The sequence below is a fragment of the Curtobacterium sp. HSID17257 genome, assembly GCF_003989515.1.
In the GTDB taxonomy this organism is placed as follows: domain Bacteria; phylum Actinomycetota; class Actinomycetes; order Actinomycetales; family Microbacteriaceae; genus Curtobacterium.
Genome location: NZ_RBLU01000099.1, coordinates 1 through 12,285 on the forward strand (window position 1 = coordinate 1; position 12,285 = coordinate 12,285).

Sequence of the window (12,285 nt, forward strand, 5' to 3'; positions counted from 1 at the left end):
TCCACGGGACCGCACGCTCGATCGACTCCGCGACCGCGACGGCCACCGCGTGGCGCTGGGTCAGGTGGGCGCGCTCGTGGGCGACCACGGCCTCCAGTTCGTCGGTCCGCAGCAGGTCCGCCAGCCCGGTGCTGACGAGCACCCCGCCGGAGCGGCCGGGGACCGCGCAGGCGAGCGCGTGGTCCGCCTCGACCAGCGCGACGGTGGTGCCGTCGATCTGCCGGTGCGGTGCGGAACCCGAGCGCATGGCCTCGCGCACGGCGTCGTGCTCGGGGCCCGGGCGGACCCGCACGGCGACCACGAAGGCGAGCACGGCGAGCAGCGCGACCGCGAGGTTGAACCGGTGCGTCGGCGACTCCCCGAGCCCGAAGGGGTCCGTGATCGGTCGGTTCGCGACGACGACCAGGGTGGTACCGACGACGAAGCCGACCACGCCGAGCACGACCGCCACCGACCAGGACACGAGGGCGGTGCGCGGGTGGTCGATCGTCCAGGCGGACCGGGTCAGCACGCGCGGGGCGGCCACCACGACGACGAGGGCGAGTGCGATGAGGACGACTCCGGCGACGACCACGCGGCGGCTTCCCTCAGGACTGTGCTCGGGCGTCGAGGGCGCGGCGCAGGACGTCGAGGTCGTCCGAGGCGAGCGATCCGGTGAACTGGAGCAGTGCGGCCTCGCGGTCCGACGCGGCGGCGAGCGCGTTCGACATCAGCGACGCGGTCTGCTGCTCGCGGCTGTGGACGGCGCGGAAGGTCAGCGGGGCGTCGTCGTGCTCCTGCCGCTCGACCTGACCCTTGCGTCCGAGCCGGTCGAGCACGGTCAGCACCGTCGTCAGCGCGGGCCGGGGCTCCGGGAACGCGTCCAGCACCTGGCGGGCCGTGCACCCGTCGACGATCCCGCGGTCGGCCGCGGCACGCAGGGTCTCGAGGACCGCCTGCTCGAGCTGCCCACGGGGGCGCGATCGCTGTCCTGCCATCCCCGCATTCTACGAGACGTCGAAGACGGTACCGCGACACATGCCCGAAACGCGGGGTCGGTATGCTCGGGCCTGCACAACTCAACACCGGCCGCACACCCGCCGCGGGAGAGCCGAGCGCACGCGCACGGCACCGAAGGAGCAACCTCCCCGTCAATCTCTCAGGTCCCACACCGCAGCGGACAGGCCACTCTGAAAAGCAGACACGCGTCCCCGCCGGGCCCGCGCGGTGTCTCGCCCACGGTGAAAGCCGCCGGACCTCACGGGCCGCGGTGAAACTCTCAGGCCCATGACAGAGGGGGAGTTCCCACCCGACGACGGCCGTCGGGTCCTGCCGATGCCAGGAGAACTCCGTCATGCGTTCCTCCCCACTCGAACCCGCGCACGAGGCTGCGGGCGCCACCTTCACCGACTTCGCCGGGTACCGGATGCCCGTCCGGTACTCGTCCGACCTCGCCGAGCACCACGCGGTCCGCCAGGCCGCGGGTGTCTTCGACCTGTCGCACATGGCCGAGGTCGGTGTCGTCGGCCCGGATGCGGTGCCGTTCCTCGACCACGCGCTCGCCGGGTCGTTCGGCGCGATGCCCGTCGGCCGCGCCAAGTACTCGCTGCTCCTCGCCGAGGACGGCGGGATCCTCGACGACCTCGTCGTGTACCGAACGGGCGAGGACGTCTTCCTCGTCGTGGCGAACGCGGCGAACCGCTCCGTCGCGGTCGACGCGCTCGTCGCACGCTCCCACGGGTACGACGTCGAGGTCTCCGACGACTCGGACACCACGGCACTCGTGGCGATCCAGGGTCCGGCGGCCGCGGGGACGCTCGACGCCCTGGTCGTGGCCGACCGCCTGCAGCCGGAGACCCCGCTCGACGACCTCCGGTACTACCGCGTGCTGCACGCGCTGTTCGACGGCGCCGAGGTCCTCGTCGCCCGCACCGGCTACACCGGCGAGGACGGCTTCGAGATCTACAGCGGCACCGACGTCGCGTCGTCGATCTGGGACGCGCTGCTCGAGACCGGGGCCGACCGCGGTGTCGTCCCCGCCGGGCTCGCCGCGCGCGACACCCTGCGGCTCGAGGCCGGCATGCCGCTCTACGGGCACGAGCTGTCCACCGACGTCCGACCCGCGCAGGCGGGGCTCGGTCGTGTCGTCGCGACCTCGGGCTCCTTCGTCGGGGACGCCGGCGTGCAGCCGGAGCCGGACGCCCGCGTGCTCGTCGGGCTCGTGACCGAGGGGCGCCGCGCTCCCCGGGCCGGCTACGACGTCGTGCACGACGGGACCGTGGTGGGCACCGTCACGTCCGGGGCGTTGTCCCCGACGCTCGGACACCCCGTCGCGATGGCCTTCGTCGACCCGGCCGTGGCCGGCGAGGGACAACTCCTGCACATCGACGTCCGGGGGACCGCGATCCCCAGCATCGTCACCCCGTTCCCCTTCTACCGTCGCACCCCGAGAGGCTGATCCCGTGACCGACCAGACCGCACTGCAGTACACCGCCGACCACGAGTGGATCCTCGTCGAGGGCGACACCGTCACCGTCGGCATCACCGACCACGCCGCCGAGCAGCTCGGGGACGTCGTCTACGTCGAGCTCCCCGCCGTCGGCACCACCACGACCGCCGGCGAGCAGATGGGCGAGATCGAGTCGACCAAGAGCGTCGGCGAGCTCTTCGCCCCGATCGAGGGCGAGGTCGTCGCGATCAACGACGCCGTCGTCGACGCCCCCGACACCGTCAACCAGGACCCGTTCGGCGCCGGCTGGCTCGTCAAGCTCAAGGTCGAGGGCACCTCGTTCCCCGAGGACCTCATGGACCACGACACCTACCGGGCGTCCCTCGCATGACCGGCACGCAGCAGAACCTCCAGACGTCCTTCGCCGACCGCCACATCGGGACGACGAGCGCCGACCAGCAGGTCATGCTCGACGCCGTCGGACAGCCGTCCCTCGACGCGCTCGTCCGCGCGGCCATCCCGGAGTCGATCCACGCCGCGCCGGTCACCGACTCGGTGATCCCGGCAGCGGTCGGGGAGACCGAGGCCCTCGCCGAGCTCCGCGCGAAGGCTGTGCGCAACACGGTCCGCCGCGCCATGATCGGCCTCGGCTACCACGGCACCCACACGCCCGCGGTGATCCAGCGGAACGTGCTCGAGAACCCGAGCTGGTACACGGCGTACACGCCCTACCAGCCCGAGATCTCGCAGGGCCGACTCGAGGCGCTCATCAACTTCCAGACGATGGTGTCCGACCTGACCGGCATGGCCACCGCCGGCGCGTCGATGCTCGACGAGGGCACGGCCGTGGTCGAGGGCATGCTCCTCGCCCGTCGTGCGTCGAAGGTGAAGGGCGACGCGTTCCTCGTCGACGCCGACCTGCTGCCGCAGACCCGTGCCCTGCTCGACCACCGAGCCGACGCCGTGGGCATCACGCTGCGCGCGTTCGACGCCGCCTCCGGGCCGAGCGACGAGGACCTCAACGGCGCCTTCGGCGTCATCGTGCAGTACCCCGGCGCCTCCGGGCGCGTGGTCGACCCGTCGGCGACGATCGAGCGGGTGCACGCGGGCGGCGGCATCGCCGTGGTCGCGGCCGACCTCCTCGCGATGACGCTCCTGGCGAGCCCGGGTGACCTCGGCGCCGACGTCGCCGTGGGCACGAGTCAGCGCTTCGGCGTCCCGCTCGGCTTCGGCGGCCCGCACGCCGGGTACCTCGCGGTCCGCGCGGGCCTCGAGCGGCAGCTGCCCGGCCGGCTCGTCGGGGTCTCCTTCGACGCCGACGGGCAGATGGCCTACCGGCTCAGCCTGCAGACCCGCGAGCAGCACATCCGTCGCGAGAAGGCGACGAGCAACATCTGCACCGCGCAGGTCCTGCTCGCCGTGATGGCGTCGATGTACGCCGTCTACCACGGCCCCGAGGGGCTGCGCTTCATCGCGGACCGGGTGGCCCGGACGACCTCGGCGCTCGCCGACGTCGCGCGCGCGGCCGGGCTCGAGGTCGTGCACGAGCACTGGTTCGACACCCTCACGCTCCGCGCACCCGGGCGTGCGGCAGCGATCGTCGACGCCGCGCGCGACGCGGACCGCCTGCTCCACCTGGTGGACGCCGACACCCTGCAGCTGTCGGTCGACGAGACGACCACGCCGGAGGACGTGACGGCGCTCGCTGGCGTGTTCGGAGCGGTGGAGGTGACCGTCCCGGCGACCGAGGGCGCCGTGCGCGACGCGACCACGGGCCTCCCGGCCGACCTGCTGCGCAGCAGCGAGTACCTGACGCACCCCGTCTTCAGCGCGCACCGCAGCGAGACCCGGATGATGCGGTACCTCAAGCACCTGGCGGACAAGGACTACGCGCTCGACCGCGGCATGATCCCGCTCGGCAGCTGCACCATGAAGCTCAACGCGGCGACGGAGATGGCGGCGGTGACCTGGCCGGAGTTCGCGAACGTGCACCCGTTCGCGCCGCGCGAGGACGTCGAGGGGTACCTCGACATGATCGGCGACCTGGAGTCCTGGCTGGCCGAGGTCACCGGGTACGACACCGTCTCGCTGCAGCCGAACGCCGGCAGCCAGGGCGAGCTCGCGGGACTGCTGGCGATCCGCGGGTACCACCGCTCCCGCGGGGACCTCGACCGCACCGTGTGCCTCATCCCGTCGAGCGCGCACGGGACGAACGCCGCATCGGCGGTGCTCGCCGGCATGCAGGTGGTCGTCGTGGCCTGCGACGAGGACGGCAACGTCGACCTCGCGGACCTCCGCGCGAAGACGGCCCAGCACGCGGACACGCTCGCCGCGCTGATGATCACGTACCCGTCGACGCACGGCGTGTACGAGCACGACGTCCGCGAGGTCTGCGACGCCGTGCACGAGGCCGGCGGTCAGGTCTACGTCGACGGCGCGAACCTCAACGCGCTGCTCGGGCACGCCCGCTTCGGCGACTTCGGTGGCGACGTCTCGCACCTCAACCTGCACAAGACCTTCTGCATCCCGCACGGCGGCGGTGGCCCCGGCGTCGGACCGGTCGCGGCGAAGGCGCACCTCGCGCCCTTCCTGCCCGCGCACCCGATGGCGCAGCAGGCCGACCGGCGCCCCGGGTCGTCGGCTGCCGACGACGGCGCCGCCGGACGGCTCGCGCACGCGGGCGGCCCGGTCAGTGCTGCGCCGTACGGCAGCCCGAGCATCCTGCCGATCACGTGGACCTACGTCCGGATGATGGGGCTCGAGGGGCTGACACGGGCGACCGAGGCGGCGGTGCTCGGGGCGAACTACGTCGCCGCACGCCTGCGTGACGCGTTCCCGGTCCTCTACACGGGGGAGTCGGGGCTGGTCGCCCACGAGTGCATCCTCGACCTGCGCCCGCTGCGCGAGTCGTCGGGCATCACCGTGGACGACGTCGCGAAGCGCCTGGTCGACTACGGCTTCCACGCCCCGACGATGTCGTTCCCGGTCGCCGGGACGCTCATGGTCGAACCGACCGAGAGCGAGGACCTCGCCGAGCTCGACCGCTTCGTCGACGCGATGCTCGCCATCCGGGCCGAGGCCGCGGCGGTCGAGCGGGGGGAGTGGCCGGCGGACGACAACCCGCTCGTGCACGCCCCGCACACCGCGGCGTCCGCGATCTCGGGCGAGTGGACGCACCCGTACACGCGGGAGCAGGCCGTCTACCCGGTGCCCGGCATCAGCGCGCGGAAGTACTGGCCGCCGGTGCGCCGGATCGACCAGGCGTACGGCGACCGCAACCTCGTCTGCGCCTGCCCGCCCATCGAGGCGTTCGCCTGATCCGACCCGTCAGCCGTGTCACACGGCGGCGGTCCGACCGCTGAGCGCGTAGCGTGTGCCCTGCCCGGGAGCTCCGGGCAGGGCACACGTGTGTCAGGTGCCACGCGTGCCGGGTGGGCAGCGGGACGTCGGAGCGCTCCACGTCCTCGCGAGCGCTGCTCGGCTAGCCCATCGTTGTGCGCTCGTGCAACAACTTCGTTGCAGAAGCAACAAACCCGCTCGCACCCCGCCAGAGCGCCCGAATCTTGCATCCTCCCGCAATGATCCTGCAACTTGGTTTCCGGTTTGTAACCGATGGCCGCAGGGTTTGGTCGGCGGTCGGAGCACTGCCTACAGTGCAAGGACAAACACGCCCGGCAGCACCTCTGTGCCTGGCGTGTCCCATGCACCAGGAGGAACCTTGATCAAGAAGCGCGCTGGGCTCTCTGCCCTCGCCGTGCTCGGGGCCACAGCAATCGCCCTGACCGGCTGCTCCAGCAACGGAAGCGGCAACGGCGGTGACTCGGGCTCGACGAACGCGTCCGGGATCGTCACCACGAACGGCTCCGAGCCCCAGAACCCGCTCATCCCCTCGAACTCCACCGAGACCGGTGGCGGCAAGATCATCACGTCGATCTTCGAGGGCCTCGTCTCGTACGACGCCGACGGCAAGCCGGTCAACGAGGTCGCGAAGAGCATCGACACCGATGACTCCAAGACCTACGACATCAAGCTCAACACCGGCTACACCTTCACCAACGGTGAGAAGGTCACGGCCGAGTCGTTCACGAAGGCGTGGAACTGGGCTGCCCAGAAGTCGAACGCCCAGGGCGCGAGCTACTTCTTCGAGAACATCGAGGGCTACAACGCCGACGCGGACTCCGAGCTCACCGGCCTCACGGTCAAGAGCGACGACGAGTTCACGGTCACGCTGAAGTCGGCCCAGTCCGACTTCCCGCTGTCGCTCGGCTACTCGGCCTTCATGCCGCTGCCCTCGGACTTCTACAAGGACACCAAGGCGTTCGGTGAGAACCCGATCGGCAACGGCCCGTACAAGCTCGACGGCAAGGGTGCGTGGACGCACAACCAGTCGATCAAGCTCGTCACCAACGAGGACTACGCCGGCAAGCGCAAGCCGAAGAACGGTGGTCTGACGATCACGTTCTACACCTCGCAGGACACCGCCTACGCGGACGTGCAGGGTGGCAACCTCGACGTGCTCGACGCGATCCCGGACGCTGCCTTCGCGACCTACAAGTCGGACTTCCCCGACTCGAACGCGAACCAGCCCGCGGCGATCTTCCAGGCGTTCTACATGCCGTACTACCTGAAGCACTGGAGCGGCGACGAGGGCAAGCTCCGTCGCGAGGCCCTGTCGATGTCGATCAACCGCAAGCAGATCACCGACAAGATCTTCGACGGCACCCGCACCCCGGCCAAGGACTTCACCTCCCCGGTGATCTCCGGCTGGAACGGTGACCTCGAGGGCTCGGACGTCCTCGACTACAACCCGTCCGAGGCCAAGAAGCTCTGGGCGCAGGCCAACGAGATGTCGCCGTACGACGAGACCCTCACCATCCAGTACAACGCCGACGGCGGACACGAGGCGTGGGTGACCGCGGTCACCAACTCGATCTCGAACACGCTCGGCATCAAGGCCGAGGGCAAGGCCGTGCCGACGTTCCAGGAAGCCCTGGACAACCAGACGCAGGACAAGCTCACGGGCGGTAGCCGCACCGGTTGGCAGGCCGACTACCCGTCGCTGTACAACTTCCTCGGCCCGACCATGGGCAAGGGCTCGTCGAGCAACTACGCGCGCTACGACTCTGACGAGTACAACCAGCTGCTCGCCGAGGGCCGCTCGGCCTCGACCGTCGAAGAGGGCAACAAGACCTTCGACAAGGCGCAGGAACTCCTGTTCAAGGACCTGCCGGAGATCCCGCTGTGGTACTCCAACGTGACCGGCGTCTGGTCGGCTGACAACGTCAAGAACGTCAAGTTCGGTTGGGACTCCGTTCCGCTGTACTACGACATCGAGGTCACCAAGTAACACCGGTCTCCCTGCGGTCGAGCACCGCGGAGACACATCGCGAGCAGGTATCCTGCTCCGCGGCCACCGGACGGGGGTCCGGAGACCACACGGTCTCCGGGCCCCCGTACCTCGGCGGCAACACAACCCCCACCACCGCGGGCGCCGCCGCCCGCACCGGACACCCGTGCCGACCCGCGAGCCGTCCACCCCTCACGACATGAACCAGAACGACACGCGCGCCGCTGCGCAGGACCGAGCGATCTGATGCTCTGGTACCTCGGCAAGCGCCTCCTGCAACTCATCCCCGTCTTCTTCGGGGCCACGTTCCTCATCTACTTCATGGTCTTCTCGCTGCCCGGCGACCCGATCGCCGCGCTGTTCGGCGACCGCCAGCCGTCGCCGCAGGTGATCGAGCAGCTCCGGCAGCAGTACAACCTGGACAAGCCGTTCCTGGTCCAGTACTTCCTGTGGATCGGTGGCGTCTTCCGTGGCGACCTCGGGCTCACCTACTCGGGCCTGCCGGTGTCGCAGCAGCTCGCGTCGGCGTTCCCGATCACCGCGCGCCTCGCGTTGCTCTCGCTGCTGTTCGAGGCCGTCGCCGGCATCGTCGTCGGTGTCATCGCGGGCCTCAAGAAGGGCAAGTGGTTCGACACCACCGCGCTCGTCGTCTCGCTCCTGCTCATCTCGGTGCCGACCTTCGTCGTCGGCTTCCTGCTGCAGTACGTCTTCGGCATCCAGCTGGGGCTGTTCCGCGTCACGGTGTCGGGTCAGGCACCGTGGTCGGAGCTCGTGCTCCCGGCGATCGTGCTCGCGACCGTGTCGTTCGCCTACATCGTGCGGCTCACGCGCGCCAGCGTCGCCGAGAACATGAGCGCAGACTTCGTCCGGACCGCCACCGCGAAGGGCCTGCCCCGTCGTCGCGTGGTCGGGGTGCACATCTTCCGCAACTCGCTCATCCCCGTGGTGACCTACCTCGGTGTCGACATCGGCAACCTGATGGTCGGCGCGGTCGTGACCGAGGGCATCTTCAACATCAACGGTGTCGGTGGCACGGTGTTCCGCGCCGTCAAGCTCGGCGAGGGCCCCACGGTCGTCTCCTTCGTCGCCGTGATGGTCATCATCTTCATGCTCGCCAACCTCCTGGTCGACCTGCTCTACGCCGTCCTGGACCCGAGGATCCGCTATGCCAAGTAACGCCGAACCCCGCTCCGCGACGCACTACGTGGCGCCGATCGAGGAGACGCCGCTCCAGGCCGTCGACCAGGTCGACGAGACGGAGAAGACGCGCTCGACCTGGACCGACGCGTGGGACTCCATGCGCGTCCGCCCGACCTTCTGGATCTCGTCGGTCCTGATCCTGCTCGTGCTGGTCGTCGCGATCTTCCCCGGCCTGTTCACGCACGTCGACCCCCGCGCGGCGAACCTCGACTTCAGTGACGAGGGCGCTCGTCCGGGCCACCCGCTCGGCTACAACCGTCAGGGCTACGACGTGTACGCCCGCGTCATCTGGGGTGCCCGCAGCTCGGTCATCGTCGGCCTGGTCGCGACGATCCTGGTGTCGCTCGTCGGAATCATCATCGGCGCCCTCGCCGGGTTCTACGGCGGCTGGCTCGACACGATCGTCTCCCGCATCGGTGACATCTTCTTCTCGATCCCGACCATCCTCGGCGCGATCGTGATCATGTCGGTCATCCCGGCCCGCAACGCCATCACGGTGGCGCTCGTGCTCGCCGCGTTCGCGTGGCCGCAGATCGCCCGCATCATGCGCGGTGCGGTGCTCAGCGCGAAGCAGTCCGACTACGTCACCGCCTCGGCGGCCCTCGGTGTCAGCCGCTTCACCACGCTCGTCCGCCACGTGATCCCGAACGCGATCGCCCCCGTCATCGTGATCGCCACGGTGTCGCTCGGTTCGTTCATCGTCGCCGAGGCCACCCTGTCGTTCCTCGGCATCGGGCTGCCCCCGTCGGCGCTCAGCTGGGGCCTCGACATCGGTACGGCGCAGACGTCGATCCGAACCAACCCGTCGACGATCTTCTGGCCGTCCGCCGCCCTGTCCATCACCGTGCTCGCGTTCCTGCTCCTCGGCGACGTGGTCCGCGACGCGCTCGACCCGAAGGCGAGGGCCCGTCGATGACCGAGACGCTCACCGATCCCACCACCCGTCGTCCGGCCGGTTCCGGCGCCCCGCTGCTCGAGGTCTCCGGCCTGCAGGTCGGGTTCCGCACCCAGAGCGGCTTGGTGCAGGCCGTCCGCGGCGTCGACTTCACCCTCGAGCAGGGCGAGCGCCTGGCGATCGTCGGCGAGTCCGGTTCGGGCAAGTCGACCAGCGCCCAGGCGATCATCAAGCTCCTCGCCGGCACCGGCGAGGTCACCGGCGGGTCGATCAAGTTCAACGGGCGTGAGCTCGTCGGACTGTCCGACAAGGAGATGGCCGGCATCCGCGGGAAGGAGATCGGCTACGTCCCGCAGGACCCGATGTCGAACCTCAACCCGCTGTGGTCGATCGGCTTCCAGGTGGAAGAGGCCATCAAGGCGAACGGCATGGCGACCGGCAAGCACGCGATCCGTGCCCGCGCGGTCGAGGTGCTGCAGGAGGCCGGCCTCGGCGACGCCGCGACGCGGCTCAAGCAGTTCCCGCACGAGTTCTCCGGCGGCATGCGCCAGCGCGTGCTCATCGGCATCGGTCTGTCGAGCCGCCCGCAGCTGCTCATCGCCGACGAGCCGACCTCGGCGCTCGACGTCACCGTCCAGCGGATCATCCTCGACCACCTCGAGACGCTGACCCGCGACTTCGGGACCTCGGTCCTGTTCATCACGCACGACCTCGGCCTCGCCGCCGAGCGCGCCGAGAAGCTCGTCGTGATGTACAAGGGCCAGGTCGTCGAGTCGGGTCCGTCGAAGGAGATCCTGGCGAACCCGCAGCACCCGTACACGCAGCGCCTCGTCGCCGCGGCGCCCTCGCTCGCGAGCCGTCGCATCCAGTCGAAGGTGCAGCACGAGCGGGTCGCCATCGCGGACGCCGGCAGCGAGGACGACGAGCTGATCGCCCGCGCCCAGGAGCGCGAGCACCGTCCGGCGCAGGACCTCATCGTCGTGAAGAACCTGCAGAAGGTCTACAAGCTCCGCGGCAAGAACCTGCAGTCGCGCGAGCTGAAGGCCGTCGACGACGTGTCGTTCTCGATCCCGAAGGGCACCACCACGGCGCTCGTCGGCGAGTCGGGTTCGGGGAAGTCGACCGTGGCGAAGCTCGTGCTGCAGCTCGAGTCGATCACCGGCGGTTCGGTCACGTTCGACGGCATCGACATCGGCGCCCTCAAGGGCAAGGACCTGTTCGACTTCCGCCGCCGCGTGCAGCCGGTCTTCCAGGACCCGTACGGCTCGCTGGACCCGATGTACAACGTCGGGAACACGATCGCCGAGCCCCTCGCCACGCACAAGGTTGGTGACAAGGCCAGCCGCCGGGCCCGCGTGCTCGAGCTGCTCGACCAGGTCGCCCTGCCGAAGTCGATGGTGAACCGCTACCCGAACGAGCTGTCCGGTGGGCAGCGACAGCGCATCGCCGTCGCACGTGCGCTGGCGCTCAAGCCCGAGGTCATCGTGCTCGACGAGGCGGTCTCCGCCCTCGACGTGCTCGTCCAGGGCCAGATCCTCGACCTGCTCACCGAGCTGCAGAGCGAGCTGGACCTGACGTACCTCTTCATCACGCACGACCTCGCCGTCGTCCGCCTCGTCGCGGACAACGTGTGCGTCATGCGCAAGGGGCAGATCGTCGAGAAGGCGACGACCGACGAGGTCTTCGCCGACCCGAAGGAGCAGTACACGAAGGACCTGCTCGCCGCGATCCCGGGTGCCGGGTTCGAGTTCGGGCGCTGATCCCGCTGCACCACCCCGAGGCCGGACGTCCCGTCGTCCTCCGCGCAGGTCGCGGAGGGGCGGTGGCGTCCGGCCTCGTCGCCGTCCTGGGGCTCTTCCTGCTCGTCGACGCTGCGGCGCGGAGCAGCTGGGACGTCGTCTGGTCGGCGGTCGGCCCGGTCACCGCGCTCGTGTGGGCGCTCTGGCTGCTCACCGTCCGACCGGCCGTCCGGCTCGACGACGACGCGCTCACCGTCGTCAACCCGCTGCGCACCACACGCGTCCCGTGGGCGGCCGTCGCCGACGTCCGGCTCCGCTGGCAGATCGTGGTGCAGACCGCCGACGGCCGCTCGGTCACCTGCCGGGGCGGGCCGTCGATCCGCGGCTCGCGTCCGGCCCGTCGCGGGGAGCTGTCGGTGCCGCACGAGCCGGAGGAGCTGCGGGCGATTCGCTCGCGCTGGCGCGCACGGCGGACGGCGCTACCCGAGGACCGCGAGGTGCACCGCACGTGGGACCGTCTCGCCGTCGGCACCGGGGCCGCGGTCGTGGTCCTGCTGGTGGTCTCCGCGGTCGCGTTCGCGGCCTGACGCACCACGGGCCGGCCGGGAGACCGGCGCCGTCCCGCCTCGCGCCTCCTGACGCGACCACGGGACGGCCCGGAGGGTCGGCACGGGCC

10 protein-coding genes and 1 riboswitch are annotated in these 12,285 nt (G+C 70.4%); of the genes, 8 read left to right on the forward strand and 2 right to left on the reverse strand.

Translation table 11 applies throughout. The annotated features are described in order from the left end of the window. Positions 1-574 (reverse strand): M48 family metalloprotease (locus D8M35_RS12965; RefSeq protein ID WP_148113373.1); only part of this gene is annotated, 574 nt, incomplete at its 3' end. A 13-nt stretch (positions 575-587) separates the two neighbouring features. Further along, positions 588-977, reverse strand: coding sequence for a BlaI/MecI/CopY family transcriptional regulator (locus tag D8M35_RS12970; RefSeq protein WP_126892232.1), 390 nt, complete (start codon positions 975-977; stop codon positions 588-590). A gap of 95 nt (positions 978-1,072) precedes the next feature. Continuing rightward, positions 1,073-1,163, forward strand: a riboswitch (glycine riboswitch). Between the two features lie 170 nt (positions 1,164-1,333). Between D8M35_RS12970 and gcvT the strand changes: the two genes are divergently transcribed. The 8 genes from gcvT to D8M35_RS13010 all read left to right on the forward strand — a co-directional run bounded on the left by gcvT (position 1,334) and on the right by D8M35_RS13010 (position 12,196). Next, a complete protein-coding gene (gcvT, locus tag D8M35_RS12975) occupies positions 1,334-2,437 on the forward strand; it encodes a glycine cleavage system aminomethyltransferase GcvT (RefSeq protein ID WP_126892233.1) in 1,104 nt (367 codons plus the stop codon). A gap of 4 nt (positions 2,438-2,441) precedes the next feature. Beyond that, positions 2,442-2,819 carry a glycine cleavage system protein GcvH gene (gene gcvH / locus D8M35_RS12980; protein ID WP_126892234.1) on the forward strand — a complete coding sequence of 126 codons (378 nt, stop codon included), beginning with the start codon at positions 2,442-2,444 and terminating at the stop codon, positions 2,817-2,819. After that, positions 2,816-5,746: an aminomethyl-transferring glycine dehydrogenase gene (gene gcvP / locus D8M35_RS12985; RefSeq protein ID WP_126892235.1), complete on the forward strand. Its 2,931-nt coding sequence runs from the start codon at positions 2,816-2,818 to the stop codon at positions 5,744-5,746. The genes gcvH and gcvP overlap by 4 nt, the downstream gene beginning before the upstream one ends. Before the next feature lie 400 nt (positions 5,747-6,146). Then, a complete protein-coding gene (locus D8M35_RS12990) occupies positions 6,147-7,775 on the forward strand; it encodes an ABC transporter substrate-binding protein (RefSeq protein WP_126892236.1) in 1,629 nt (542 codons plus the stop codon). Between the two features lie 246 nt (positions 7,776-8,021). Further along, entirely contained in the window at positions 8,022-8,951 is a 930-nt protein-coding gene (locus D8M35_RS12995) for an ABC transporter permease (RefSeq protein ID WP_126892237.1), read from the forward strand. Next, positions 8,941-9,891: an ABC transporter permease gene (locus tag D8M35_RS13000; protein ID WP_126892238.1), complete on the forward strand. Its 951-nt coding sequence runs from the start codon at positions 8,941-8,943 to the stop codon at positions 9,889-9,891. The genes D8M35_RS12995 and D8M35_RS13000 overlap by 11 nt, the downstream gene beginning before the upstream one ends. Beyond that, on the forward strand, positions 9,888-11,630 hold the full coding sequence (locus D8M35_RS13005) for an ABC transporter ATP-binding protein (protein ID WP_126892239.1): 1,743 nt from the start codon (positions 9,888-9,890) through the stop codon (positions 11,628-11,630). The genes D8M35_RS13000 and D8M35_RS13005 overlap by 4 nt, the downstream gene beginning before the upstream one ends. A 62-nt stretch (positions 11,631-11,692) precedes the next feature. Then, the gene (locus D8M35_RS13010) at positions 11,693-12,196 is read left to right on the forward strand and encodes a PH domain-containing protein (protein ID WP_161972662.1); all 504 of its coding nucleotides are present in this window, start codon (positions 11,693-11,695) and stop codon (positions 12,194-12,196) included. Positions 12,197-12,285 lie beyond the last annotated feature (89 nt).

What these genes read in the sequence shown, in the direction of transcription:
- gcvT (WP_126892233.1), top strand. Translation starts at nt 1,334, where the DNA reads ATGCGTTCCTCCCCACTCGAACCCGCGCACGAGGCTGCGGGCGCCACC.
- D8M35_RS12995 (WP_126892237.1), top strand. Translation starts at nt 8,022, where the DNA reads ATGCTCTGGTACCTCGGCAAGCGCCTCCTGCAACTCATCCCCGTCTTC.
- D8M35_RS12970 (WP_126892232.1), bottom strand. Translation starts at nt 977, where the DNA reads ATGGCAGGACAGCGATCGCGCCCCCGTGGGCAGCTCGAGCAGGCGGTC.
- D8M35_RS13000 (WP_126892238.1), top strand. Translation starts at nt 8,941, where the DNA reads ATGCCAAGTAACGCCGAACCCCGCTCCGCGACGCACTACGTGGCGCCG.
- gcvP (WP_126892235.1), top strand. Translation starts at nt 2,816, where the DNA reads ATGACCGGCACGCAGCAGAACCTCCAGACGTCCTTCGCCGACCGCCAC.
- D8M35_RS13005 (WP_126892239.1), top strand. Translation starts at nt 9,888, where the DNA reads ATGACCGAGACGCTCACCGATCCCACCACCCGTCGTCCGGCCGGTTCC.